Source organism: Shinella sp., from assembly GCF_035998705.1.
GTDB lineage: Bacteria > Pseudomonadota > Alphaproteobacteria > Rhizobiales > Rhizobiaceae > Shinella.
This window is the reverse complement of the sequence record NZ_DASYHH010000010.1, coordinates 1-26,464: the sequence shown is the minus strand read 5'-3', so window position 1 is coordinate 26,464 and position 26,464 is coordinate 1. Positions and strand designations below refer to the sequence as shown.

The 26,464-nt window shown below is 64.8% G+C and carries 23 protein-coding genes; 12 read left to right on the top strand and 11 right to left on the bottom strand.

Going from position 1 to position 26,464, the window contains the following annotated elements; all coding sequences use genetic code 11:
• Positions 1–8 precede the first annotated feature (8 nt).
• Both VGN93_RS07980 and VGN93_RS07975 read right to left on the bottom strand, forming a co-directional pair.
• Complete coding sequence (locus VGN93_RS07980) at positions 9–947, bottom strand: C-terminal binding protein (protein WP_327507029.1); 939 nt, start codon at positions 945–947, stop codon at positions 9–11.
• The gene (locus tag VGN93_RS07975; RefSeq protein WP_327507028.1) at positions 947–2,092 is read right to left on the bottom strand and encodes a fumarylacetoacetate hydrolase family protein; all 1,146 of its coding nucleotides are present in this window, start codon (positions 2,090–2,092) and stop codon (positions 947–949) included. Before VGN93_RS07975 ends, VGN93_RS07980 begins: the two co-directional genes overlap by 1 nt.
• A gap of 288 nt (positions 2,093–2,380) precedes the next feature.
• Here VGN93_RS07975 and VGN93_RS07970 point away from each other — a divergent pair, with 288 nt between their 5' ends.
• From VGN93_RS07970 to VGN93_RS07935, 8 genes are all read left to right on the top strand, one after another.
• Complete coding sequence (locus VGN93_RS07970) at positions 2,381–3,844, top strand: aldehyde dehydrogenase family protein (RefSeq protein ID WP_327507027.1); 1,464 nt, start codon at positions 2,381–2,383, stop codon at positions 3,842–3,844.
• A 3-nt stretch (positions 3,845–3,847) separates the two neighbouring features.
• A complete protein-coding gene (gene xylB, locus VGN93_RS07965) occupies positions 3,848–5,374 on the top strand; it encodes a xylulokinase (protein WP_327507026.1) in 1,527 nt (508 codons plus the stop codon).
• An 11-nt stretch (positions 5,375–5,385) separates the two neighbouring features.
• On the top strand, positions 5,386–6,078 hold the full coding sequence (locus VGN93_RS07960) for an HAD-IA family hydrolase (protein ID WP_327507025.1): 693 nt from the start codon (positions 5,386–5,388) through the stop codon (positions 6,076–6,078).
• Positions 6,075–6,917 carry a MurR/RpiR family transcriptional regulator gene (locus tag VGN93_RS07955; RefSeq protein WP_256116614.1) on the top strand — a complete coding sequence of 281 codons (843 nt, stop codon included), beginning with the start codon at positions 6,075–6,077 and terminating at the stop codon, positions 6,915–6,917. Before VGN93_RS07960 ends, VGN93_RS07955 begins: the two co-directional genes overlap by 4 nt.
• A 23-nt stretch (positions 6,918–6,940) precedes the next feature.
• Positions 6,941–7,663: a ribose 5-phosphate isomerase A gene (gene rpiA, locus VGN93_RS07950; protein ID WP_327507024.1), complete on the top strand. Its 723-nt coding sequence runs from the start codon at positions 6,941–6,943 to the stop codon at positions 7,661–7,663.
• 228 nt (positions 7,664–7,891) lie between these two features.
• Positions 7,892–8,977 carry a sugar ABC transporter substrate-binding protein gene (locus VGN93_RS07945; protein WP_327507023.1) on the top strand — a complete coding sequence of 362 codons (1,086 nt, stop codon included), beginning with the start codon at positions 7,892–7,894 and terminating at the stop codon, positions 8,975–8,977.
• A gap of 93 nt (positions 8,978–9,070) precedes the next feature.
• Positions 9,071–10,591 (top strand): sugar ABC transporter ATP-binding protein, encoded by a 1,521-nt coding sequence (locus VGN93_RS07940; protein WP_327507022.1) that lies wholly within the window; start codon positions 9,071–9,073, stop codon positions 10,589–10,591.
• 56 nt (positions 10,592–10,647) lie between these two features.
• Positions 10,648–11,646, top strand: coding sequence for an ABC transporter permease (locus VGN93_RS07935; RefSeq protein ID WP_327507021.1), 999 nt, complete (start codon positions 10,648–10,650; stop codon positions 11,644–11,646).
• On the opposite strand, the gene VGN93_RS07930 is transcribed toward VGN93_RS07935, so the two are convergent.
• The 7 genes from VGN93_RS07930 to VGN93_RS07900 form a co-directional block, all read right to left on the bottom strand.
• Positions 11,634–12,320, bottom strand: coding sequence for a hypothetical protein (locus VGN93_RS07930; protein WP_327507020.1), 687 nt, complete (start codon positions 12,318–12,320; stop codon positions 11,634–11,636). The two genes, VGN93_RS07935 and VGN93_RS07930, sit on opposite strands and share 13 nt — an antisense overlap.
• Before the next feature lie 80 nt (positions 12,321–12,400).
• Positions 12,401–13,894: an ABC transporter permease gene (locus tag VGN93_RS07925; RefSeq protein WP_327507019.1), complete on the bottom strand. Its 1,494-nt coding sequence runs from the start codon at positions 13,892–13,894 to the stop codon at positions 12,401–12,403.
• Positions 13,891–14,940 (bottom strand): betaine/proline/choline family ABC transporter ATP-binding protein, encoded by a 1,050-nt coding sequence (locus tag VGN93_RS07920; protein WP_327507018.1) that lies wholly within the window; start codon positions 14,938–14,940, stop codon positions 13,891–13,893. Before VGN93_RS07920 ends, VGN93_RS07925 begins: the two co-directional genes overlap by 4 nt.
• A gap of 48 nt (positions 14,941–14,988) precedes the next feature.
• On the bottom strand, positions 14,989–15,954 hold the full coding sequence (locus tag VGN93_RS07915) for a glycine betaine ABC transporter substrate-binding protein (protein WP_327507017.1): 966 nt from the start codon (positions 15,952–15,954) through the stop codon (positions 14,989–14,991).
• 110 nt (positions 15,955–16,064) lie between these two features.
• Positions 16,065–17,639 carry a trimethylamine methyltransferase family protein gene (locus VGN93_RS07910; RefSeq protein WP_327507016.1) on the bottom strand — a complete coding sequence of 525 codons (1,575 nt, stop codon included), beginning with the start codon at positions 17,637–17,639 and terminating at the stop codon, positions 16,065–16,067.
• A 3-nt stretch (positions 17,640–17,642) separates the two neighbouring features.
• Positions 17,643–20,099: an FAD-dependent oxidoreductase gene (locus tag VGN93_RS07905; protein ID WP_327507015.1), complete on the bottom strand. Its 2,457-nt coding sequence runs from the start codon at positions 20,097–20,099 to the stop codon at positions 17,643–17,645.
• A gap of 2 nt (positions 20,100–20,101) precedes the next feature.
• On the bottom strand, positions 20,102–22,540 hold the full coding sequence (locus VGN93_RS07900) for an FAD-dependent oxidoreductase (RefSeq protein ID WP_327507014.1): 2,439 nt from the start codon (positions 22,538–22,540) through the stop codon (positions 20,102–20,104).
• Positions 22,541–22,654: 114 nt separating this feature from the next.
• Between VGN93_RS07900 and VGN93_RS07895 the strand changes: the two genes are divergently transcribed.
• The gene (locus VGN93_RS07895; protein WP_319314613.1) at positions 22,655–23,617 is read left to right on the top strand and encodes a LysR family transcriptional regulator; all 963 of its coding nucleotides are present in this window, start codon (positions 22,655–22,657) and stop codon (positions 23,615–23,617) included.
• 100 nt (positions 23,618–23,717) lie between these two features.
• Entirely contained in the window at positions 23,718–25,040 is a 1,323-nt protein-coding gene (locus VGN93_RS07890) for an aspartate aminotransferase family protein (RefSeq protein ID WP_327507013.1), read from the top strand.
• Between the two features lie 91 nt (positions 25,041–25,131).
• Here VGN93_RS07890 and VGN93_RS07885 read toward each other — a convergent pair whose 3' ends face one another.
• Positions 25,132–25,428 (bottom strand): hypothetical protein, encoded by a 297-nt coding sequence (locus VGN93_RS07885; RefSeq protein ID WP_327507012.1) that lies wholly within the window; start codon positions 25,426–25,428, stop codon positions 25,132–25,134.
• Positions 25,429–25,526: 98 nt separating this feature from the next.
• Between VGN93_RS07885 and VGN93_RS07880 the strand changes: the two genes are divergently transcribed.
• Both VGN93_RS07880 and VGN93_RS07875 read left to right on the top strand, forming a co-directional pair.
• Positions 25,527–25,754: a hypothetical protein gene (locus tag VGN93_RS07880; RefSeq protein WP_327507011.1), complete on the top strand. Its 228-nt coding sequence runs from the start codon at positions 25,527–25,529 to the stop codon at positions 25,752–25,754.
• A 197-nt stretch (positions 25,755–25,951) separates the two neighbouring features.
• Positions 25,952–26,257, top strand: coding sequence for a hypothetical protein (locus tag VGN93_RS07875; RefSeq protein ID WP_319314602.1), 306 nt, complete (start codon positions 25,952–25,954; stop codon positions 26,255–26,257).
• Here the strand turns inward: VGN93_RS07875 and VGN93_RS07870 are convergent.
• A partial coding sequence (locus VGN93_RS07870; RefSeq protein WP_327507010.1) for a hypothetical protein occupies positions 26,254–26,464 on the bottom strand: 211 nt, incomplete at its 5' end. The genes VGN93_RS07875 and VGN93_RS07870 overlap by 4 nt on opposite strands.

The window sequence follows — 26,464 nt, the reverse complement described above, 5'->3', positions numbered from 1 at the left end:
CGTCTCCATCATGTCAGGGCGCAACGCAGCGGCTCGCCTTTCAGCGCCCGCAAACCCTCTTCCGCCGCCAGCCGTTGCAGGCGCTCGACCGAGGCATCGGAAAAGAAGGCCGCATGGGGCGAGAAGATCGTACTGGGCGCGTCGCGAAGCGGCGCCCCTGCCGGAAGCGGCTCCTTCTCGAACACATCCAGCCCGGCGCCGCCCAGATGGCCGCTGGCAAGCGCGTCGGCGAGTGCCATTTCATCGACCAGCCCACCGCGCGAGACGTTGATCAGGATCGCGCCCCTGCGCATGCGGGCGATCTCGGCCTTGCCGATCATATGCCGGGTTTCCGGCGTCAGCGGCACGTGCAGCGAAAGGATATCGGCCTGCGCAATGACATCGTCGAGGGGCAGCATCGTCGCGCTATCGGCAGCGGAAACGTAGGGGTCATAGGCGACGATCGTGGCACCAAAAGCCTGCATGCGCGCAGCAAAGGCGCGAGCGATGCGGCCGAAGCCGACAAGCCCGACGGTCGATTGTCCGAGTGAGCGCACATGATCGACCATCGCGCCGATCTTCCATTTGCCGGCGCGGATGCCGGCGTCATAGCGGCCGAGCTTGCGCGCTAGCGAAAGCGCCATGGCGGCGGCGTGATCGGCGACTTCCTCGACGCCGTAATCGGGCACGTTGCAGACATGCACGCCCAGCCGCCGCGCCGCTTCCAGGTCGACATTGTCGACGCCGACGCCGTATCGGATGACGGTGGCGCCATGCGCCATGACGCCCATGGTGCGCTCGTTCATCGGCGCGAAATTGTTGAAGACGACATCGGCATCGCGCACGGCGGCAATGGTCTCCTCCTCGCTTCGGCACTGGTGTTCGGAAAAGGCCGCGGCCACCGCCATAGCGGTCGCACGCTCCCGGTCGACATTTCCGAAGGCGTAATCGGTGACGACGACACGCATCACCCCAAAACTCCGCGCTGCACGAGATTGCGCATCAGCGCGCGCGTGCCGAAGGTCCAGGGGGCGGCCTTGTCGCAGGAGGTGACGGTGTTGGCGAGCGTGCCGAGCAGCGGTGTGGAGATCTCCACGACATCGCCCTCCTGATGTGTGAAGCCGCTGCCCGGTGTGCCGCGATCCTGCGTCGGCGCGAACATCGTGCCGAGGAACAGCATGAAGCCGTCCGGATATTGATGGCTCGACAGCGTCTGGCGCACCAGTTCGGCCGGCGCGCGACTGATCTCGGCCATGTTGGAGCGGCCGGCGAGTTCGAACCCGTCCTCGCCGCGGACCGACATGCTCAGTTCCGCCTTCTCGATATCGGCAATGCCGAAACCCTCGTCGAACAGGCGGATGAAGGGGCCGATGGCGCAGGAGGCGTTGTTGTCCTTCGCCTTGCCGAGCAGCAAGGCGGAGCGGCCCTCGACATCGCGCAGGTTGACATCGTTGCCGAGCGTCGCGCCGCGGATCTCGCCGCGGCTGTTGACGGCGAGCACGATTTCCGGTTCCGGATTGTTCCAGCGTGAAATCGTGTTGACGCCGACGAGCGCGCCGTGGCCGACGGACGACATCGGCTGCGATTTGGTGAAGACCTCCGCATCCGGCCCGATGCCGACTTCCAGATATTGCGACCACAGCCCCTCGCGCTGCAACACGCCGCGCACATGTTCGGCCGTTTCCGAGCCGGCGCGCACATTGGTCAGGCTGCCGCCGATCAGGTCGCCGATGCGCTGGCGGATTTCCTCGGCGCGCTGCGGGTCGCCGGCGGTGCGCTCGTCGATGACACGCTCGATCATGCTGCGCGCGAAGGTGACGCCGCAGGCCTTCAGCGCCTGGAGGTCGCAGGGGGCGAGCAGGCAGGCGCGGGGCGCACCATTGCCCATCTCCGCCGGGCTCGCGACGAAATCCTCGACGGGGCCGAGCCGTTCGCCGGTCAGCGCGTCGAAGGTCGCGACACAATCCCGGTCGAGGAAGTCGGCGACGGTGGCCACCTCCCGCGTGACGTCGAACAGCACGCCGTCGCGCACGATGACGACGGACGGGCCTTCCAGTTCAGGGCGCCAGACGCGGCCGACGAGGCGCGCAGCCTTCGGAAAATCGATGCTCATGAGAAGTCCTCCTTGGGATGCGACATTACTAGTATTACTTCATTTTTTCGTCAATCCAAAATACGCCGAGGAATGCGAGCGTCGCGGCAGCGGGCGTGTCCGCGCACAAAATATTTCATCAACACAATGATTTACTGTCACTTTGCTGCTGCAACGCAACGTGATTTCGCAGGCGCAAAAATCGAATTCGTGGCGGCGACAGGGCTTGTGGATGCGTAGTTATACTATATATTGCAGCGATCCGGCGCGAAGGCGCCCTTGAAGTCCACTGCAAGAACGATGGGTACAATGCTCGACCAGCTCAGCGGCAAACTGTTTATCGACGGCGATTTCGTGACCGGGCGCGGCCGCCCGATTCCCGTGCAAAATCCAGCGACGCTGGAGGAGATCGGCTCCATCGCGCTCGCGAGCCAGGACGAAATCGACGCCGCCGTCGCTGCCGCCCGCAAGGCCTTTCCGGACTGGGCGGCAGCGCCCGCCAAGGTGCGCGCCGCAGCACTACATCGCCTCGGCGAGGTCATCGCCGCCGATGCTGACGCCATGGCAAAGGTGATGACGCTGGAACAGGGCAAGCCGGTCAACGAGGCGCGCGGCGAGATCCTGAAGCTGGCGGAAGCCTGCCATTTCTATGCGGAAGAGGCGGTGCGCGTGCATGGCGAGATCATTCCGAACGACACGACCGACAGCGAAAGCCATGTGGTGCGCGAGCCGATCGGCGTCGTCGGCGCCATCACGCCGTGGAATTATCCGGCGGAGCTGATCGGCTGGAAGCTCTGCGGCGCGCTGGCCGCAGGCTGCACCATCGTCGTCAAGCCAGCGGAACTGACGCCCTTCACCGCGCTCGCCATCGCAGCCAAGGTGAAGGAGGCGAAGATCCCGGCAGGCGTCGTCAACGTGGTCACCGGTTCCGGCTCCGTCGTCGGCCAGGCTTTGGTCGAGCATCCGGATGTCGACAAGATCGCCTTCACCGGCTCCTCCGCCGTCGGCCTGCACATCCAGAAGACCTGCCCGCGCATCAAGCGCCTGTCGCTGGAACTCGGCGGCAATTGCCCGATGATCGTCACCGCGAAAGCAGACCTCGCCGCAGCCATCAAGGGTGCCGCACGGCGCAGCTTCCGCAACAACGGCCAGATCTGCATCGCGATCAACCGCATCTATGTCGAACGACCGGTCTATGCGGCTTTCGTCGCCGGGCTTGCGAAGGCTGCCGATGAGCTGACCGTCGCCAACGGGCTCACGCAGCCCGATGCCGATATCGGCGCCATGGCCTCGACAGAGCCGCTGAACAAGACCATCGACCACCTGAAGGACGCGCTCGCCAAGGGCGCCCGGCTTGCCGCAGGCGGTGACCGGCCGCCAGGCGAGGCCTTTGCCAAGGGTCATTTCTTCCGCCCGACCGTGGTCGCCGATTGCGATCACACGATGAAGGTGATGACGGAGGAGACGTTCGGGCCGCTCGTCGGCGTCATGCCGTTCGACCGGCTGGAGGAGGCGGTGAACCTCTCCAACGACACGCCCTATGGGCTTGCCTCCTATCTCTACACGCAGGATGCCGCCGAGATCCGCCACCTGTCGCGCCGGCTCGATTACGGCAATGTCGCCGTCAACAATGTCGATGCCGGGGTGATGAACGCACCCTATGGCGGGCGTAAGCAGAGCGGCGTCGGCTATGAGCACGGCCGCGAGGGCATGCTAGAATATTTCAATTTCAAGCATATCCGCATCCGCCTCGACCAGCCGGAAGGGCTGTGAGCCATGCGGCAGGCCGTCCTCGGGATCGATATCGGAACATCGGGCTGCAAGGCGCTGCTGCTCGCGACCGACGGCGCGCTGATCGGCAGCGAGACCGCGACCTACGACCTCGCCCAGCCGCGCCCCGGCTGGACGGAGCAGGATCCGGCGCTGTGGATCGAGGGCACGCGCCAGGCTGTCGGCCGGCTCGTTGCCGCCCATCGCGACGTCGAAATCCGCGCGATCGGCCTTTCCGGCCAGATGCACGGGCTGACGCCGCTCGACGAGGCCGACCGCGTGCTGCGCCCGGCATTGCTCTGGAACGACCAGCGCAACGGCGCGGAATGTGAAGCGCTGACGGAAAAAGCCGGCGGCGACGCGGCGCTGCGAGGCTACACCAACAACCGCATGCTGCTCGGCTATACCGGCGGCAAGATCGCCTGGATGCGCAACCATGAGCCGGACCTGTTCGGCCGGCTAAAGCAGGTGCTCAATCCCAAGGATTACCTGCGGCTGGTGCTGACCGGCGAAAAGGCGACGGAGGTTTCCGATGCCTCCGGCACCGGCCTGTTCGACGTGCGCGCCCGCGCCTGGAGCTTTTCGCTGATGGAAAAGCTCGATATCGACGCCGGCCTGTTTGCACCCTGCCATGAATCGCCGGAGATCACCGGCCGCGTCAGTCGCTCCGGCGCGGAGCTGTTCGGGCTCGCCGAGGGCATTCCCGTGGTCGGCGGCGGTGGCGACAGCGTCATCCAGACCATCGGTTCTGGCGTGATTGCGCCCGGCGACGTGCAGACGACGATCGGCACCGCCGGCATCGTCGCCTCGGCGCTCGACCGGCCGATCGACAATCCCGGCAGCCGCCTGCAGGTGTTCTGCAATGTCGCGCCGGGCAAGTGGCATGCGATGGGCGTGACGCTGAATGCCGGTTTCGCCATGAGCTGGTTCCAGCGCCTGCTGCGCGGTTTCGCCGCCGGCCGCGACTGGAGCTATGACGAGATCGCCGCGGCGGCCGCCGAAAGCCAGGCCGGCAGCCGCGGCCTCGTCTTCCTGCCCTATCTCAACGGCGAGCGCGCGCCGCATTCCGATCCGGATGCGCGCGGCGCCTTTATCGGTCTGACGGGGCTGCACGGGCCGTCCGACATGGCGCGTGCCGTGATGGAGGGTGTCGCCTTCGCGCTCTACGACATCTTCACCGTGATGCGCGAGGCGGGCATCGAGGCCAGCGTCGTCAAGGCTTCCGGCGGCGGCGCCCGCTCGGTGCTGTGGCGGCAGATGCAGGCCGATCTCTTCGGCTGCGACGTGGTGACGACACAGGGAGCAGCGGAAGGCGCTGCCTTTGGCGCAGCGCTGGTTGCGGGCCTCGGCATCGGCCTTTACGACACGCCGGAACAGGCGGCGGCACTGTGCCGTCCCCTCACCCGCGAGGCAGCGGATGCGGCGGGCCGGGCGCGGCTAAGCCCCGGCTTTGCGGTCTATCAGGCGCTTTATCCGGCGCTGCGCGACAATCTGCACGCGCTGTCGCGCGCGTTCGACGACATTCAGACATGAGGGCAGCAGCGATGACGACACGCGACCAGGAATGCGAGGGCCTGATCTTCGATCTGGACGGCACGCTGATCGACAGCGCGCCGGACATTGCCGCTAGCGTCAACGAATATTTCGCCGAACAGGGCTGGCCGCAGCTGGAGGTCGCTTTTGTCGAGCGCTTCATCGGCAACGGGCCGCGCCGCCTGTTGCTGGACATGATGGTGGAACTCGGCCTGCCAAGCGACGACGAAACGGTGGACCGCGCTGTCAAAGGTTATCTCGCCGCCTATAACCGCACGCCCTCGCGCCTGACCCGCTTCTACGAGGCCGTGAAGGAAGACCTGCATGTGCTGCATGGAGCGGGCTTCCGCCTCGGCATCTGTACCAACAAGCCGCACGCGCTGACGCTGCGCATCCTCGACATCCTCGGCATCGGCCATCTGTTCGACGCCGTCGCCGGCGCCGATGACGTGCCGGCTTGCAAACCGGACCCGATTCATCTCCTGACTGTCGCAACGCGCATGGGCCTTGCGGCCGGGCGCTGGGTTTATGTCGGCGATACGACCGTGGACCAGACCACGGCGGCGCGCGCCGGGGTGCCGTTCTACGCCGTTCCCTGGGGGACCGGCCGGCAGCTCGACGTGGCGCCGGCCTACCGCCTCACCCGGCTTTCCGACCTCGCCACCCTGCGCCAACCGCTTGTCGAAGGAGACGTGCAGGAATGACCAGCGATAGCCTGTTGCAACGCATTTTGCAGGAAAGCCACGAGATGGGCACGGCGGAAGCGCGCGTCGCCCGCTTCGTCAGCACGCAGCCCAACCAGGTGCTCCACATGAGCATGGCGAAGCTGTCGGAGGAATGCGACGTCAGCGATCCGACGATCATGCGCTTCTGCCGGCGCTTCGGCTTCCAGGGTTATCAGGATTTCAAGCTCTACCTCGCCCAGAGCCTCGTGCCCTCGGCCCCTTTCGCCTACGAGCAGATCGTCGCCGGGGATTCGGTCGAGAACATCGTGCGCAAGACGGCGCGCAACTCGCTGAACGCCATCCAGCGCGGGCTGGAGGACATCATCCCCGCCCAGATCGAGGCCGGCGCCAAACTCTTGAACGGCGCGACCTGGATCGGCATCTATTCCAGCGGCATTTCCGAGATCACCGGGGTGGATGCCGAGCACAAGTTCCAGCGCCTCGGCCTGCGTTGTGCGGCGGTGAACGGCCGCAAGAAACAATGGCTGCATGCCGAGACCTCGAAGCCGAGCGAAGTGGCGCTGATCTTCTCGCAATCCGGCCATACCAAGCAGATGGTCGAGGTCGCGACCGCCGTTCGCGCCCGCGGCGCGCGCGTCGTCTCGATAACCGCGGCCGACAGCCCGCTTGCGAGCATTTCCGACGTGCTCATCGCCGTGACGCCCTATGAGCGCACGGAGCTGCTGACGCCGATCGCCTCGCGCCTCAACCATCACCTCGTCGTCAACATGCTGGTCACCTCCATGGCGGTGATCAGCGGTTCCGAGTTTCCTGACCAACTGCCGGCGCTCGACAGCTGGCAAACCGACAAGATCTGAAAGACCGGAGGAATGCAGACCCCATGAGCACCCAGGACGAAGCAAAGAAGGCGGCCGGACGCCGCGTCATCGAGGAATTCGTGCGCGATGGCATGAAGCTCGGCCTCGGCTCGGGCACGACCTCGCATTTCTTCGTGCGCGAGCTCGGCAAACATGTCGCGGGCGGCCTGAAGCTCACCTGCACCACCACCTCGCGCTCCACCATCGACGTCGCCCGCGACGTCGGCATCCAGATCACCGAGCCGAACGAGATCGGCGAGATCGACCTGACCATCGACGGGCCGGACGAAATCGACCGCGATTTCAACATGATCAAGGGCGGCGGCGCCTGCCTGCTCTGGGAGAAGATCATCGCGCATGCCTCGAAGCGCATGATCACCATCTGCGACGAGAGCAAGATCGTCGATCGGCTGGGCGGGTTTCCGCTGCCGGTGGAAGTGGTACAATTCGCCTGGAAGCAGACGGACCGCATGGTCAGGAAGACGCTGGCCGAGCACGGCATTTCCGGCATTCGCATCGAACGGCGCATGCGCGACGAACTGCCGGTCGTCACCGACAGCGGCAATTTCATTCTCGACTGCCATTGCGGCGTGATTGCCGAGCCCGGCAAACTTGAAATCGCACTGAACCGCATCCCCGGCGTCGTGGAAAACGGCCTGTTCACGCGAGAATCCGATGGCATGGTGGTGGGAAAATTCGATGGTTCTGCCTACGTGGAAATGCGAAAATCTAGTAAAACAACGTAGACTGGCATTGCCGACTTGGCGAAAACGACGCCGGAACCGGGGTTTTCGATCCCCGTCGTTCCGGCAGGAACTGTGTCGATTAACACATTGATTTTACGCACTAGATTTTCATACTGAAAAGTTAGTCAGCGGGGTTTTCCGGAGACTTCAGACGCAGGCCAGCGCTATTGACATCGTACCGATATAGTGGAAATCTAGTTTTGCTAGCTTTTCGAGGGAGGAAACCAGATGAGCGCAAATCTTCAGATCAGCCGTCGCCACCTACTGCAGGCAGGCGCGGCCTTGGGCGCGGCAACGCTTGCCGGTGGCAGCAACGTCTTTGCCCAGACCAAGCCTTTCGTGCCCTACAGCAACAAGAGCCTCGATTACTATTTCTTCGTCATCCAGGAAGAGGCCGTGAAGCGGGCCGTCTTGGCCAATGACTGGGAATTCCAGGCGACCAATGCAAGCTTCGACAACACCCGCCAGCTTGAGCAATGGCAGAGCCTGATGCTCAAAAGCCCGGCCGGCATCGTCTGCGATCCGATCGACAGCCAGGCCATCGTCAGCGTCATCAACCGCTACAAGAGCCAGGGCATTCCCGTCGCCATCATCGATACGCCGACCGACGGCGGCGAGGTCGATATCACCGTCAGCTTCGACAACCATCTCGGCGGCGTCATGGCGGCGCAGGAGATCATCAAGGGCCTGACCAAGAAACATGGCAGCCCCAAGGGTACGGTGCTCAATTGCTTCGGCGCGCTGCAATCCGTCGCCTGGCGCCAGCGCAAGGAAGGCATGGACGCGGAATTCGCCAAATATCCGGACATCAACTATCTGGCCCGTCCGACCGAAGGCGCGCTCGACCAGATGCTGGCGGTCACGCTTTCGACGCTCTCCGAATTCCCGAACCTCGACGCCGTGCACGCCCCGTCCGACAGCCCGTCACGCGGCATCGTCACCGCGCTCCAGCAGAAGGGTCGCTGGAAGAAGGTCGGCGAGGAAGGCCATGTCATCTTCGTCAATATCGATGGCGAGCCGGTGGCGCTGAACTGGATCAAGGAAGGCTACATGGATGGCTGCGTCTCGCAGGATCCGATCGCCTATGGCGAGATCGCCGTGGAGATGCTGGCCAAGCACGCGATGAAGAAGGAAGCCGTTCCGACCGGCGCCTACGAAAACAAGAAGTACTTCTGGGAGAAGGGCGAGATCGTCGCCGGCAAGACCGGGCCGACGCTGATCATCCCGCCCTTCGTCATCGATCCGTCGAACGCCGACGACAAGCGTCACTGGGGTTACATCGCCGAGAAGGAGTGGAACATCCCCTATACCTGATACCGGACACGGCCAGCCTCCCATAGGCCGCCGGTTTGAACGGGACGATGCCGCCGTGAGGGCGGCATCGTCCTTCACCAGCATGAGGACCCCATGACAACAGCGCCGACATCCCGACTTGAGGCCTCACCCGCGGCACGCACCGTGCTGAGGGTCGAAAACCTGGGCAAGATCTATGGCGGCCTGGTCGCCCTTCGGGATGTCGACCTGTCGGTCCGCGCCGGCACCATCCATGGCCTGCTCGGCGAGAATGGTGCTGGCAAGAGCACGCTTGTCGGCATCATGTCCGGCCAGCGCAAGCCGACCTCCGGCACGATCTACCTCGATGAAAAGCCGCTCGCGCATGTGGACGTGCAGGCGATGGAGAAGGCCGGCGTCTTCCTCGTCACGCAGGAGCCGATGATCATCGACCACCTGAGTGCCGCCGAAAACCTCATGCTCGGCATCTGGCCGCAACGCCGCTTCGGCTTCGTCAACTGGCGCAAGCTGCGGCAGGATGCCGAGCGCATGCTGGAAGGCACCGGCATTGCGGCCGACGCCCGCGCCGGCGCGCTGGATGCCGTGGCGCGGCGCAAGATCAACATCCTGCGGGCGATGTTTTCCGGCGGCAAGGTCATCATCCTCGACGAGCCGACCGCCGCCCTCACCGTCGACGACCGCGCCCAGCTCTTCGACTTCATGCGCCGGCTGAAAAGCGAGGGCGTGACCTTCATCTTCATCTCGCATTTCAACGACGAAATCCTGGAAATCTGCGACGCCGTTTCCGTGCTGCGCGACGGGCGTTATGCCGGCGGCTCCGAGGATGTCGGCAGCCTCACCTCCGAGGACCTGTCGGAACTGGTGCTCGGGCGCGGCCTCGTGCTCTTCGAGCGTGAAAAACGGCAATTCCCCGCCGGTGCGCCGGCCGTCATCCTGAAAGACATCCGCTCCGGCACGCTCGACGTGCCGTCCCTGGCAATCCGCGCCGGCGAGATCGTCGGCGTCACGGGTCTGCCGGGTGGCGGCGGCAAAGAGCTGGCGCGTGCGCTTTTCGGTTTGCAGCGGGCCTCTTCCGGGACGATCGCGTTTGTGGACGGAGAGGCACGCACCCTGCCCGCCCATCCCGCCGAGGCCTTCGCCGCCGGCATCGCCTATCTCTCCGACGACCGGCGCAAGGACGGCTCCATCTCGCAGATGTCGATCGCCGAGAATATTTCGCTGTCGGCCGAGGTGGCGCTTGCAAGGGGCGCCTTTATGAATGCGGAGCAGGAACGCGCCCTGTCGCAGCGCTATTTCCAGTCGCTGGGCATCAAGGCGCCGGACAGTGGCGTGGCGGTGGATACGCTGTCGGGCGGCAACCAGCAGAAAGTCTGCCTCGGCCGGGTGCTCGCCACCAAGCCGAAACTCCTGATGCTCGACGAGCCGACGCGCGGCATCGACGTCGGCGTGAAGCAGGATGTGCTGCGCATCGTCGACGAACTGAGCCGCACCGGCGTTTCCGTGATCATCATTTCCACCGACACCGACGAACTGGTGCGCGCGGTCGACCGCGTGCTGATTTTCCACAACGGACGTATCCGGGAGGAACTGGCGGGAGAGGCCATTTCGCGCAGCCGGCTGCGCAATCTCGGATAAAGCGCCGGATGCACCGATCGAGGAGGTCGGCGCGCCGCGCAAGAGGAGACATTCAGATGAGCGATACCACCATGACAGCCAAGACGACCAAGCCGCCCGCAACCAGCACCCGCCGAAGCTCGACGACGGGATGGATCCTGCACAATGTCGTGTGGATCTGGCTGATCGCGCTCGTCGTGATCTTCGGCCTGTTCAACCAGTATTTCTTCACCCTGTTCAACCTGCAGAACATCATGGTGCAGGCGACCGTGCTCGGCATGATCGCGCTCGCCATGGCGCTGCCGCTGCTGGTGGCGGAAATCGACCTGTCGATCCCCGCCAATGTCGGCTTCTCCTCGGCGCTCGGCGCGATGGCCAACACCGATCTCGGCCTGCCCTTCGCGCTCGCCGCCCTCATCGGCATCGGCGCGGCGACGCTGATCGGCTTCTTCAACGCGATCTGCATTACCAAGCTCAAGATGGTGTCACTGATCCAGACGCTATCGATGATGATCATCCTGCAAGGCGCGCTGCTGGCGCTGACGCAGGGGCGCACCATCACCAGCCTCAGCCCTGGCTACGTGTGGATCGGCCAGACGACGCTCGGCGGCTGGCCGCTGATGCCGATCGTCTTCGTGCTGGCGATCCTCGGCATGTATGTGCTGCTGCGCCACACCGTGCTCGGGCGCTCGATCTTCGCGGTCGGCGGCAATCAGGTGGCGTCGAATTCCGCCGGCATCCGCGTCGACCGGGTGAAGATCCTGTCCTATACGATCGCCGGTTTTCTCGCGGGCGTCGCCGGCTACCTGCTCGCCTCGTGGCAGATGGCGATCACCTCCAACCAGGGCTCGAGCTACCTGCTCTACGCCATCGCGGCACCGATCATCGGCGGCGTCTCGGTTTTTGGCGGACGCGGCAGCGTCATCGGCGTTCTGGGCGGCGTGCTGCTCCTGACCGTCATCCAGGTGGGCCTGGCGATCATCTCCGTGCCGTCCTTCTATGTCGGCATGATCGGCGGCATCATGATCTTCATCGCGGTCGCGATCGACGCAGTGCGCGTGCGCTACTTCGGCTGAGACGGTTTTGTCGCGATCCACAGGACATGGCGGGCACCGCCGCGCTTGCCATTGGCCCGCACATTCACCTCGTCGGCGGCGAAGCCGACATCGCGCAATCGGCGCGTAAAAGCGCTGTCCGGCGCGGATGACCAGACGGCAAGCACGCCACCCGCGCGAAGCGCGAGCTTTGCGGCTCGAAGACCATTGTGGTCATACAGGCTGTCGTTGGAAGCGCGCGTCAAACCGTCGGGGCCGTTGTCGACATCCAGCAGGATGGCATCATAGGCATCCTTCTTAGACCGGATCAGCGCGCCGACATCGCCGACATGGACGTGGACGCGGGGATCGTCGAGCGTGCCTTGGTGGATATCCGCCATGGGTCCGCGCGCCCAATCGACGACTGCCGGCACCAGCTCCGCAACCACGACGCGGGCATCCTCGGCCAATACGCCGAGGGCGGCGCGCAACGTGAACCCCATGCCGAGGCCGCCGATCAGAATGCCGGGGTTTTTCCGGCCTGCAATGCGTTCGCAGCCGAGCGTCGCCAGCGCCTCTTCCGATCCGCTCAGCCGGCTGTTCATCAACTCGTTCGAGCCGAGCATGATGGAGAATTCGCTGCCGCGCCGCTTCAGGCGCAGATCGCCGCCATCACCGGGAATCGTTGCGCGGTCCAGCTCAATCCAGGGAAGCATCGGGGTATCTCATAACGTTGTTTTCCCGGCCTCGTAGCACGGGCGCCGTGCGGAACCCATCCCATTATCGATGAATCTGTTCAGGAGCGCGCCTTGCCCTGCACGATCCGGTCGATGATCATCGCGCAGAAAAGAATGGCAAGCCCGGCCAGCAGGCCCTGGCCGACCGCCGCATATTGCAGCGCGTTCAGGACATCCTCGCCCAGCCCCTTGGCGCCGATCAGCGAGGCGATGACCACCATCGACAGGCACATCAGGATGGTCTGGTTCACGCCGGCCATGATCGACGGCGCGGCGAGCGGCAGGTCGACGCGGGTCAGCAGGAACCAGCGGGTGGCGCCATAGGCTTCTGCGGCCTCGCGAATGCTCGCCGGCACGCCCTGCACGCCGAGTGCCGTGAGGCGCACGACCGGCGGCGTGCCGAAGACCAGCGTGGCGATGACGCCGGGCGGCTTGCCGATGCCGAAGAGGGCGATGACCGGAATGAGATAGACGAAGGCCGGCATGGTCTGCATGAAATCGAGGACCGGCCGGAGCGCCGTATAGACCGCCGGGCGCCGCCCGCACCAGATGCCGAGCGGAATGCCGATCAGGAGACAGAGTACCGCCGAGGTGCCGAGCAGGGCCACCGTTTCGAGGCTCTTCTCCCAGAAACCGAGCACGGCGAGATAGGCAAGCGCTGCGGTGGTGAAGATCGCGACGCGAATTCCCGCAAGCTGCCAGGCCAGGATGACGATCATCGCCATGGTGACCGGCCATGGCATCGTCGTCAGCGCGCTGGCCGCGGCGTCGAGCACGATGTTGATGAGGCCGGTAATGGCGGAGAAGACGGCCTCGCCGGATTTCGACAGCCCTTTCAGCGCGCGATCGAGCATCGCGGCAACCAGCCCCTGCCATTCGCGATTGACCGGCGCCGTCATCAGCCAGGACGGCGGTGCCTGTGCTGCGACCCGCCAGGCGACGAGCCCATAGGCAAGGAGACAGAACGCCGCCGCAAGCAGCGCGCCGGGCATATGGAAGCCGTGCCGCAGCGTCCGGTTGGAACGCCACCGGTTGAAACGACGTTCGAGCAACGGATTGGCCAGTACCCCGACGAGGAGTTTGCCGACGAGCAATGTCAGCAGGCCCGCGCCGATCAGCATCGGACCGCGCGCCTCCGCGGCCTCGGCCTGCCGGGCGGCATTTTCCGCGGCGACCTTGAGCCCATCGGCGGAGCGCAGCATGCTGTCCGCGCTGCTCTCGCCCGCCGTCTTGGCCTTCTCAGCCTCGACGCGCCGCTCATCGGATTGCTTGAAGAGACGCTCGGCGCGCACGCGCTGCTCGCCGCCAAGATTGCCGGCAAAGCCGGTGGCGAACTGGGCGACGGCGAGGGTTTCGAGGAACAAGGCGAGCCAGAAGAGGACGGGGATGTTGCGGGCGGTGGCCCAGATCGGCCCGAGCAGAGCGGCGGCCCCGTTGAAGGACCAGGTGAAGCCGGCATGGCTGCGGATGCGGGCGAAGACGCGCGCGTAATAGTCCGCGCCCTGCCGCGTGAATTCCCTGACCAGCCCATCCTCTGAGGAAATCTCGCTCATGATGCCTCTCTCCGCTTCAGCCCTTTGAGGATCGCCGTCCGGTCGACGACGCCGACGATCGTGCCCGCATCCCGCACGGCGATGTCGCCGGAATGGCCGGCGGCGATCTCGACGAGGTCGCCCAGTACCTGGCCGGGACGGACCGAGGGTAGCGCGGCAAGGCCGGCCGGGTGACGGTCGCCGACCGGCACCATGATGCTGCGCGCCGTCAGGATGTTGAGGCGGGAAATCTCGGTGACGAATTTCTCGACATAGTCATGCTGCGGCCGGGTGACGACCTCCTCCGGCGTGCCGACCTGGAGGATCATGCCGTCTTTCATCACCGCGATGCGGTCGCCGATCCGCACGGCTTCTTCCAGGTCATGCGTGATGAAGACCACGGTCTTGCCCATGGCAGTCGAGAGTGACAGAAACTCGTCCTGCAACTGCCGGCGGATCAGCGGGTCGAGCGCGCTGAAGGGCTCGTCCATCAGAAGAATATCCGGATCGGCCGCAAGCGCGCGGGCAAGACCCACGCGCTGCTGCATGCCGCCGGAAAGTTCATGGCAATAACGGTCGCCCCAGCCGGCAAGATTGACCTTTTCGAGCGCTTCCTCGGCAATGTCGAAACGCTTCTGGCGCGAGGCACGCTGGATCTCCAGCGGCAAAGCGACATTGTCGCGCACGGTGCGGTGCGGCAGCAGGCCGAAATTCTGGAACACCATGCCGATCTTGTGGGAGCGGAGAGAACGCAGGTCCGCCGGCGATTTCGCCATGACGTTCTCGCCGCCCACAAGAATTTCGCCGGCCGTGGGTTCCAGAAGCCGGTTGATATGCCGCACCAGCGTCGACTTGCCGCTGCCGGAAAGGCCCATGACGCAGAAGATCTCGCCGCGATCGACCGAAAGATTGACGTCGGCGACGCCGACGACGCAGTTGAACCGCTCGGCGATTTCCTGCTTGCCCGCCGCACCGGCGCGCAGGGCGGCAAGCGCCTCGGCCTGCCGCTCGCCAAAGATCTTCCAGACATTGCGCATGACGATCAGCGGCTCACCGCCATAAGTCATGCGCCCGTCTGCATCAGCCCTCTGCCGATCGGTCATCGGGCCGCCCGGTCAATGGCCAAACCACGTCGAAACCGTCTCGGTGTTCGCCTTGATCCAGTCCTTGGCGACATCCGGCGCCGGCTTCTTGTTGACGATGATCTCATAGGCCATCTTGCTGACGTCCTCGGGCTTGAAGCTCATGCGCTCCAGCGCCTCCACCAGCGCCGGCTGGCGTTCCGCAAGCGAGGCGGCATAGCCGATATGGACGGTCGTCGTCGCATAACCCGACGAGACCTTCGATTTCTCGAACCATTCCGGATCGTCGTTCGGCTGCACGACGACATATTTCGCCGGGTCGTTCTTCGGCTCTTCCAACATGGCGAGGTCGTAGAGCGCGAAGTTCTGGTGCGGACCGTAGCAATAGCCGACCCACGGCTTGTTGGCCTTGGCCGCGCGGTCGAGCGATGCGGTGGCGACAGCCTCTTCGGTCACCTGCTGGTCGAAGAATTCGGCAAAGCCGTAGTCGCGTGCCTTCACCTTCTCGATATTGGTCGATTGCCAGCCGGAGGCGCCGAGCCAGATTTCGCCCTTGCCGTCGCCATTGCTGTCGAAAAGTTTGGCGTTTTCCGGGTTGGCGAGGTCGTAGACGCTCTTGATATTGTGGTCGGTGACGGTCGTCTTGGTGACGCAATATCCCTGCACCGCCTCGTAACCGTTCTTCGCCAGCTTCACCGTCTTGTCGCCGTCGACATATTTGTCGACCAGCCCCTGCTGGTTCGGCAGCCACACATCCGGCCAGATATCGACCTCACCCTTGTTGCGGCCCATCGCCTCCCAGATGACGGGCACGGCCGTGGTGGTGACGGTCGAAACTTCGAGACCGAGTTCCTGTTCGGCGGCGGCCTTGATGACGTTCATCACGGCGGTCGCCGTGGCATAGTTGGGGTCCGGCATCGTCACGTCGGCGGCGAGGGCCGGAACGGCACCGGCGGCCAGCAGCGAGAACAATGCCGTGGTAAGAATACGTTGGCCCATCTGGTTCCCCTTTTTGTAGAGCTCTTTCATAAAGTATTGAGATCGCTGGTCCGCTTCCAACGGAATTGGGATCATTAGCCAAACTGATCGGCGGCATTAGCGGCCGCCTCTCAGTAGTAGTTCTGGTCCGGCATGCTCTCCTTGCGCCTGGCGATGAAGGCTTGCAGGGCCTCGTCGATGGCCGGGTCGAGGCCGGGATCCTGGTAGCTTTCCAGCAGTTGTTTCCATTTGCGGTTGGCGCGCTGCGCCGCGTCCAGCCCGCCCTCGGAGCTCCACTGCTCGAAGGAATTGTTGTCGGCGATGGTGGAGAGGTAGAAGGCGCTCATGAAATTCGACTGGGTGTGCGCGCTGCCGAGGAAATGCGAACCCGGGCCGACGGCCGCGATGGCGTCCAGCGCCTGGGCGTTTTCCGAGAGATCGATCCCGTCGAAGAAGGCGGAAACCTTGCCGCAGAGATCGGCGTCGATGACGGTCTTTTCGTAGCCCGTCACCAGCCCGCCCTCCAGCCAGCCGGTCGCGTGGTTGACGATGTTGGCACCGGCGAGCATCGACATCATCAGGCCCCAGGTCGCCTCCTGCTCGGCCTGCGCGTCCGGCACCTTCGAGGCCGACAGCGTGCCGACGGTGTGGAACGGCACGCCGAGCCGGCGGGCGAGCTGGCCGCAGGCGAGCACCATCTTGCCCGCCTCCGGCGTACCGAAGGTCGGCGCGCCGGATTGCATGGAGATCGTCGAGGCGAAGCTGCCCATCAGGCACGGTGCACCGGGATTGATCAGTTGGACGAGGCAGAGCGTGGCGAGTGCCTCGGCCAGCACCTGCGCGACGGTGCCCGCCACCGTGACCGGGCTCATCGCGCCCGCAAGCGTCCACGGCGTGCAGGCGACCGGCTGGTTGTTGCGCGCATAGACCTTGAGCGAGCCCGACATGTTGGCGTCGAGCACCAGCGGCGCATTGGTGTTGCTGACATTGTAGAGCACGGCATTGCTGCCGACGAACGCCTCGCCGAACACGATCTTCGCCATGTCCACCGCATCCTGCGCCCGCATGCCGCCGATGAACGCGCCCATGAAGCAGCGGTCGGAATGGCGGATATGGGCATAGAGCATGTCGAGATGCCGCTTGTTGGCCGGCAGGTCGACGGGCTCGCAGACGACGCCGCCGGAATGATGCAGATGCGGGATCATCTGGTGGATCTTGATGAGATCCTGGAAGTCGGCATAGGTCGCGTAGCGGCGGCCGCGGTCGAGATCGTGCACGAAGGGCGGCCCCCAGGCAGGGCAGAGCACCGTGTTGTTGCCGCCGATCGTCACCGTATTGGCAGGGTTGCGGGCATGCTGCTGGAATTCACGCGGCGCCGTCGCCTGGATGATCTTGCGGCACATGCCGGGCTCGAAGCGCACGCGCGTGCCCTGCACATCCGCCCCGGCATTCTTGAAGATGTCGAGGATTTCCGGATCGTCATGGAACTCCATGCCGATCTCTTTCAGCAGCCGGTCGGCATTGCCCTCGATCAGGTTGAGGCCTTCCTCGTTGAGGATCTCGAAGGGCGCCAGCTTGCGGTTGATGAACGGTTTTCGCGGGGGCGCCGCATTGGCGCGCTGCTCCACCCGGCCCGACCGGCCGCCGGTGCGGGAACGACCGCGCTCCGGCACCGTGTCCGAAGCGCTCTCTTTTGTCGTGTCCATGGCTCAGCCCACTTTCCTGATTTGCTGCACGGCGGCTTCGATGCCGCGCGGCTTGAGATTGTCGGGGTCGTAGGGTGCCGCCTTCAGTTCCGTGATCGCGAGATCGCGGTCGATGACGCGGATGCGCATCGGCGCTGCCGTCGCCTTCGGCGTGAGATAGGCGAGCACCAGAGGTTTTCCCGTGCGGAAGCCGTAGGCGCCGGACGTCACCACGCCGACGGCCTGATCGTCCTGCCAGACGGTGTGATTATAGAAGGGCAACGAGACGCCATCGTCCTCGACGGAAAACAGCGCCATCCGCCAGGCGTTTTCGGATGCGGCCCGCTCCAGCATCGTCTCGCGGCCGATGAAGCTGCGGCCCTCCGTTCGCACGAGCGCCTCCAGCCCGGCTTCGAGCGGCGTGCGTTCCGTCGTGAGGTCCGCGCCCCAGCCGCGATAGCCCTTTTCGAGCCGCATGGCGTTGACGGCGTAGATGCCGAAGGGGGCCAGGCCGAAACCCTTGCCGGCTCCTGAAACAGCCCGGTAGAGATCGCCGATGCGATCGAGATCGGCGTGCAGTTCCCAGCCCAGCTCGCCGACATAGGAGACGCGGAGCGCCAGCACCGGCACACCGGCAACAGTCAACTGTTGGGCCGCCAGCCAGGGAAAGGCCACGTTCGAGAGGTCGGCATCCGTCAACGCCTGCAACAGGTCGCGTGACTTCGGCCCCACTACGCCGAGAATGCCGCGCTTCTCCGTCAGGTTCTCGATGGTGACACCGGCCCCCGCGCGGGAACGCAGCAGATCCTCGTCACGCCGTTCGGCAAAGGCGGCGCTGGTGAGGTAGTAGCGATCCTCGGCAAGCCGCGTGACGGTGAATTCCGAGGCGACGCCGCCGCGCGAGGTCAGCGCATGGATGAGGCCGATCCGGCCATCGCGCACCGGCGGACGGTTGGAGCCGAGCGAGGCCATGAAGTCCGCGGCACCCGGCCCGCTGACCTCGAATTTCGAGAAGGCGGAGAGATCGACGCTGCCGACATTGTCGCGCACGTTGCGGCATTCGGCGGCCACCGTCTCGAACCAGCCGGGGCGGCGGAAGGTGAGGTCCGGTGCCGCATCGTCCCTGGCAAACCAGTTGGGCCGTTCCCAGCCATAGGCGGCGCCGAAGACGGCGCCCTCGGCCTGCTGCTGGTCGTAGGCCGGCGTCGCGCGGCGCGGCCGGCCGGCCTCGCGCTCTTCATAGGGAAAGTGGATGCCGAACTGCAGGCCGAAACATTCGACGGCCTTGTCGATGCGATAGTCGCGGTCGGCGAAATTGCCGAAGCGGCGGCCGTCGATCGCCAGCGCATCGCGCGGCGGCGCACCGTCGACGATCCAGTCGGCGAGAAAGGCGCCCGCACCGCCGCCTTCCATGACGCCCATGCTGGAGCCCGTCAGCAGCCAGCCGTTCGGCACCCCGAAGGCCGGGCCGACCATCGGATTGGCATCCGGCGTGAAAGTGATCGGGCCGTTGACGACCGTCTTGATGCCGGCATTGGCGAGCGCCGGCACGCGCTCCATCGCCATGGCGATGATATGTTCGATGCTGTCGAGATCGGGCGGCATCAGCTCCATGCCGAAGGCCGGCGGAATGCCGTCGACGGCCCAGGGATGCGCGGTCTTTTCGTAAGGACCGACGATATAGCCGTCGCGCTCCTGACGCAGATACCAGCTTTCCTCGGGGTCACGAATGATCGGCAGCTCCGGCTCGCCGGCACGGATGCGCGCCACGATCTCCGGCACCTCCGCGGTCACGACATATTGGTGCAGCATCGGCACGACCGGCAGGTCGAGACCCATCATCTGGCCGATCTCGCGGCACCAGGTGCCGGCGGCGTTGACGACATGCTCGGCAACGATCGTGCCCTTGGTGGTCTCCACCAGCCATTCGTCCGCGGCGTTCTTGCGAAGCGACAGGACGGGATTGTGGCGAACGATCTCGGCACCCAGATTGCGCGCCGCCGTCGCCATGGCATTGGTGGCGAGCGTCGGGTCGACATGGCCGTCATTGGGCTCGTAGATGGCGCCGATGATGCCGTCGAGTTCGACCAGCGGATAGATCTCCTTGAGCTGCTGTGGCGTCAGGATCCGGAATTCGTGGCCGACGAAGTCGCCGATGCCCTGGACGTGGCGGAACTCGTTCATCCGCTCTTCCGAGCGGGTGACGCGCAGCGCGCCGCTGGCATGGAAGCCGGTCGGCAGCCCCGTCTCGGCCGTCAGCCCCTCGCGATACATCCGGATCGAATGCGCCCGCATTTCCATGATCGTCGCGTTGTGGGCGAAATGCGTGCAGAGCCCGGCGGCGTGCCAGGTCGAGCCGGCGGTCAACTCGGTCTTCTCGACCAGCATGACGTCGCTCCAGCCGCGCTTTGCCAGATGGTAGAGCAGTGAAACGCCCATGGCGCCGCCACCGATGACCACGACCCGTGCCTGTGTTCTCATGTTCAACTCCTCAGCCGGGTCCCGGCAGCGTCATAGGGAACCTCCGCAAGCGGCCGCAGATGATAGCGCTGGCCCGCGATGGCGATTTCATAGGTGGATGTCAGAAGCGCCTCGCGCGGTTCACCCGGCACGCAGGCGATATAGCCGAGGCAGAGCGCCAGCCCGGTGCGAAAACCCTGGCCGCCGGAGGTCGTCAGCCCCGCGAACCGGCCGTCGCGATAGATCGGCTCATCATGCAGCAGCAGCGGATTGGCGCCATCGACGGCGAAATGCATCAGCCGCCTGGTGACGCCCTCCGCCTTCTGCCGGCGCAGTGCTTCCTCGCCCAGGAAGCCGGACTTCTTCCAGGCGACCGCGAAGCCGAGGCCCGCTTCCAGCGGCGTTTCCTTCGGCCCGATGTCGTGGCCCCAGTGGCGATAGCCCTTTTCCAGCCGGCAGCCGTCCAGCGCGTAGTGGCCGCAGGCCACCAGCCCATGGGCCTTGCCCGCCTCCGTCACCGTGGAGAGAAGCTGCTCGGCAAACTCGGTCGCGACATAGAGTTCGAAGCCCAGTTCGCCGACGAAGCTGACGCGCGTCGCCCGCAGGTTGACCATGCCGATATCGATGCGGCGCGATGCGGAAAAGGGAAATGCCGCATCCGAAAGGTCGTCGTCCGTCAGGCTTTGCAGCAGTGCGCGCGACTGCGGCCCCATCACCGCCAGAACGGCTTCCGAGGAGGTGACATCAGAGACGACGACGTCCAGTCCGCGATCCTCGGCATGTCGGGCGATCCACGCGACATCCTTCTGGCGGGTTGCGGCACCGCTGGTGACGCGGAAATGGCGCTCGCCGAAGCGAGTCACCGTGACATCCGCCTCGATGCCGCCGCCGGCGTTCAGCATCTGGGTATAGACGGCCTTGCCTTCCGGCACGTCGATGCGGTTGGCGCAGAGATAATCCAGCAGCGCCAGCGCATCGCGGCCCTGCAGGTCGATCTTGGTGAAGGGCGAGAGCTCGAAGAGGCCGGCGCTCGCCGCCATCGCCTTGGCCTCGCGCGCCGCAGCCGCCCACCAATGCTGCTCGCCCATGGCGTAGCGGAAGTCCCGTTCCGCCTCATTGCCGGCAAACCAGAGCGGTCGTTCCCAGCCCGTCGGGGCGCCGAAGACGGCGCCCATCTCGGCAAACTGCCGGTGAAAGGCCGAACGCCTGACATCACGTCCCGCCTTGGCCTGTTTGTAAGGCCAGTGCATGCGGAAGAGATCGGCAACCGACTCCTCCATCCGCTTGCCGGCAAAGTATTTCGACCCCGCCGAACGATCGAATCGGGCGATATCGAGCGCCCAGAGATCGAGCCCCGGCTCGCCGTCGAGCACCCATTCCGCCATCGCCCTGCCCGCGCCGGCCGATGACATCATGCCGGTCGAGTTGAAGCCAGCCGCGACATAGAAGCCACGCAGATAGGGCGATTCACCCATCAGCGGTCTTGTGTCCGGCGTGAAACTCTCAGGCCCGTTCATGAAGTGGCGGATGCCAGCATCGGCCAGTTTCGGCACGAGGTTCAGCCCGGCCGTCATGAAGGGCTCGAACTGCTCCCAATCCTCCGGCAGCTCCAGGAACGGCTGCCCGCCCTGCACGCTTTTCGTCTGGAACAGTTTTGCATCCGGCTCAAAGCCGCCGAGCACCAGCTTGCCGGAATCGCCCTTGATATAGATGCCCTCGTCGAGATCCCGCACGATGGGAAACGGCTGTTCGAGCCCCGGGATCGCTTCGGTGACGACATACATGTGCTCGACGGCCTGCAACGGCACCGGCACGCCGGCAAGCGCGCCGACATCCCGCGCCCAGCCGCCGGCCGCATTGATGACCTTGCCGCAGCGGATGGTCTCGCCCGTCGTCAGCCTCACGCCCGCGACGCGGCCATTCTCGATGTCGAAGCCCGCACAGCCGACATTCTCTCGCAGCCGGATACCGGCCGAGCGGGCGCGTTTGGCATAGGCCGCGCAGATATCCACCGGGTTCGCCTGCCCATCCTCGGCCACCCAGAGCGCGCCGACCAGGCCATCGACCGAGAGGCTCGGCACGCGTTCGGCAATGATCGACGGGCCGATCATCTCCACATGCATGCCGGTGACCTCGCCCATATGGGCGATGCGCCGCAGTTCGACCATCCGGTCTTCGTTTCGGGCGAGCCAGAGGCCGCCGGTGCGCTGGTAGCCGGAACTCTGGCCCGTCTTCTCCTCCAGTGCCGGAAACAGCTCCATTGCATAGCGGGCGAGATGGGTAAGGTTGAGGCTGGCGCGCAACGGCCCGACGATGCCGGCCGCATGCCAGGAGGTTCCGCTCGTCAGCTGGTTGCGCTCTATGAGCACGACATCGCTGACGCCGCGTTCGGCGAGATGATAGGCGATGCCAAGGCCGATGACGCCGCCGCCTATGATTACGATACCCGCACTTTCTGTCACCTGCACGTCACCCCGCTCTGCCGCCAGCATGAGAATTCAGGGAAGGAGACTTGCGTTCAACTCGATTTTCGCTTCATTAGAAAAACTGATGGTGTCGAACAGATGATGGCCTCCATGCTCAAGGGTAGCTTCGATTTCAACCTCTTCCGTGCTATCGAAGTCTTTGCTGCGGTTGTCGAAACGCGACATGTGACGCAGGCCGCGCAGATGCTCGGCATCACCCAGTCGGCCGCGTCCCAGCACCTGAAAAACCTGGAAACGGCGCTTGGCGTGAGGCTCTTCGACCGCAACCTGCGACCGATCGAGCTGACCCGCGCCGGTGTCGCCCTGCACCGCCGCTCGATCGCGATCCTCAGCGAGGTCGAAGAATTGCGCACGGACGTCCGCCGCCTCAACTCGGCGCCTTTGCCGCTTCTGCGCATTGCCATGCTCGCCTCGGTCGCCACCACGCTGGCGCCGGCTCTGTCGGTGCTGGCGCGCGACGGCTTCAACGTGCCGGAACTCAGCCTCTATGCGGGCCTCGCCACCGATCACATCAACCTGCTGCGCGCCCGCAAGGCCGACCTCGCGGTGACATCGAGCGAGATGTTCGAGGTCGAGGGCCTGATCCGTTTTCCGATCATGACGGAAAAATTCGTGCTGGTGACGCCGAAGGGTTTTGCCGGCGATGTCGGTGATATTCACAAGATCGCGAAGACGCTGCCCTTCGTGCGCTTCAGCCGCGAAACCCCCGTCGGCATGCGCATCGACCAGCATTTGAGCCGTCTTCGGATCGAAATCCCGCGCGGCATGGATGGTGACCGGTCGAGCGTGGTCATGGCGCCGGTTGCCAACGGCATGGGTTTTACCATCCTCACGCCGACGCTCCTGATCGACGGCCTCGCCGAAGGCATGGAGATCGGCGTGCATCCGCTGCCCTTCGCCGGTTTCTCCCGCAGCCTGAAGCTGGTGGCGCGCGAACGGGAGCTTGGCGATATTCCGGAGGCCTTCGCGCGGCGTTCGGCAGAGGTTCTTTCGGAGACCATCACGCGCCGGCTGCCGCAGCTGGCTCCGGAATACTGCACCGTGGACATCTGACGCCTAATCGGCTTCATCAGTTTCTCTGATGCAGTGGTTTCACCGTGACAAGGTCGATCGTTCGGTGATTTCATGGCCCGTATCTCACGAGGAGCGCGTCATGAACCAGGCCCAACTTCCGCCCGCGATGGACATCGATTGGTCGACCGACGGCATCGTCGCGCGCCGCGAACGGTATTACGCCGCCTCGCAGCGCAAGTTCGTGCCGTTCAAGGATCCGCTGATCATCAAGCGCGGTCGCGGACAATATGTCTGGGACGAAAACGACAACAAATACATCGACCTGCTCGGCATGAACCTCTGCATTTCCGTCGGCCACGCGCATCCGGAAGTCGTGCGGGCCGCGACAGCCCAGGTCGCGGAACTCACCCATTGCACAACGATGTTCTACCATCCGGTGCCGGCGCACTATGCCGAGGAACTGGCGGCAACCATGCCGAAAGGCCATGACTGGGTGGTGCATTTCACCAATTCCGGCGCCGAAGCCATCGATCTGGCGCTTCTGATGGCGCGCGCGCATACCGGCAATATCGACATGCTGGCGCTGCGCTCGAGCTATCACGGCGCGACCTTCGGCGCCCAGGCGCTGACCGGCATCGCCGGCTTCCGCCACAACGTGCCGCAGCTCGGCGGCGTCGCCTTCGTGGCGGAGCCCAACCAGTATCGCGGCATCCATGGCGAAGGCGTCGAGCCTTATCTCGCGGAAATCAAGCGTGCGATCGACTATTCGACCAGCGGGCGCCTCGCCGGCATGATCATCGAGCCGGTGCAGGGTTATGGCGGCATCGTGCCGATGCCGAAGGGCTACATCAAGGGCGCCGCCGAGAAGATCCGCGCCGCCGGCGGCCTCCTCATCATCGACGAGGTGCAGTCGGGCGTCGCCCGCACCGGCGAGGCCTTCTGGTCCTTCGAATCCCACGATGTCGTTCCCGATATCGTCGTGGTCGCCAAGGGCGTCGGCAACGGCATCCCGCTCGGCGCCGTCATCGCCAAGCGCGACGTGGCGGAATCGATGGCGGACAAGTTCCTGTTCCACACCTACGGCGCCAATCCCGTCGCCTGTGCCGCCGGCCGCGCGGTGCTCAAGGTCATCCGCGAGGAAAAGCTTCAGGAAAACGCCCGAAAGGTCGGCGGTGCCCTCAAGGCACGGCTCACCGAACTCAAGGATCGTTTCGAGCTGGTCGGCGACGTGCGCGGCGAAGGCCTGATGCTGGCAATCGAGCTCGTCAAGGACCGGCAGACGAAGGAGCCCGCCCCGGACGAGGCACTCGCCGTCTTCGAGGCAACGCGCCGCAACGGCCTCGTCGCGAGCCGGTCCGGCCCTTACCGAAATGTCATCCGCATGTGCCCGCCGCTCTGCCTGTCGATGGACGACGTGGATGAGGTGATGGACCGGTTCGTGCGCAGTTTCGAAGCGGTGTAAGGCATAGCGCCCTGCATCGTGAACGGGCAGGCGGGACTTTCCCGCGTGGGGGGCGAAGTCGGCATATTCGCGGAGCCGGAGCGCCCGGTGTCTAGCCGCGCTGAACCACCAGAAAAGCGGCGACGATCAAGAGCAGGAACATTCCGGCCGCAGCGGCCGCCAGGCCCAGGAGCGCGAACCACGTCCGTGCATTGCGCAGACTTGGCCGCTGGCCGTCGGCCGCCTTCGTGCCGAGAAACGCCAAAGTTGCCAGAACGACCGGCGTGCCCCCGCCAACGACCATTGCCATCGCCCCGTCCGGAGCCGTGGTTCTCCAGATCATCCCGAACAGGTAGATGCCGGCAATCGTTCCAGTGACCCGGGAGCCAAGAATTAGGAGAATGCGCATTGTGTTCCTATGGAAGGTGCAGGAAATAGAGGCGATTATCGACGAGTTGACCATCGCCGATCGCAGCGACGCCGCCAAGGTTACATGGAGTTACAGCATTGGGCGATGAAAAGGAGGGCGTGACGGCCCTCATGAAGTCGGCGATCGAAGCGCCGAAGCGGGATAACACGGACTATCACCACGCCATCGCGGCGGTCCGGCGGGCGTTCGCGGAAGCGGATGCGGCCTTCGGGCCTGAGATGCTGGTGAGCACGAAACGCAAGTGGAAGCGGAACGGCGACTACGTCGTGAAGATGACATTCAAAAAGAAAGCCCCAGGCGACTGAACGGCGCCTGACATGCCATCCCGAGGCGTGCCGTTACCAGTCTGCTCTCCTTACCACTCGGCCACGCTGCCGCCCTCATGGCGCCAGACGGGATTGCGCGAGCGATGGAGGAATTCGGGAACATCAGGTTCGGACTAGGTTCGCCGGGAATGAATAGGTCGAGAGGCGACGGCGGAGAGGATCGCGAGAATCCCGATATGAGCGAAATACAGAACAAGGCGGTCGCCCTGGCGGCGCAATATGAAAGCGCACTCGCGTCGCAATCCTCCTGCGAGCGCGGCACGCTCTTCCTAAAATCGGCGCTGGATCTGTTCTATGCGCTTGGCGGCAGTGAAGAAGCCGGCCGGGCGCTCGCAAGCGCGCACCCTGCAACACCCCTGCGGATCGATTCGGCGATCGCGAATGTGATGGTGGAAGTGGCCGTGCTCAGCCATATCAACGATATCGACATGATCCAGGCGACGTACAATCGCCTCGATGCCGAATTGCAACGCAACGCTTAAAGCCTGGACCGCTTGCCGCGATAGGTCTTTGGCGGCGGCTGGTCGGCATGCGCCTGCGCGAGGGTTTCGAGCCAAAGCGCCAGGCCGTCGGGAATTTCGTCATTCCCGACCTCCATCGCCTCGACCCACGAGAGATCGCATTGCAGCGCCGACGCCAGGTTGATGGGCGTCCAGCGGATCAGGATAAGACATTCGATAAAGCGTGCG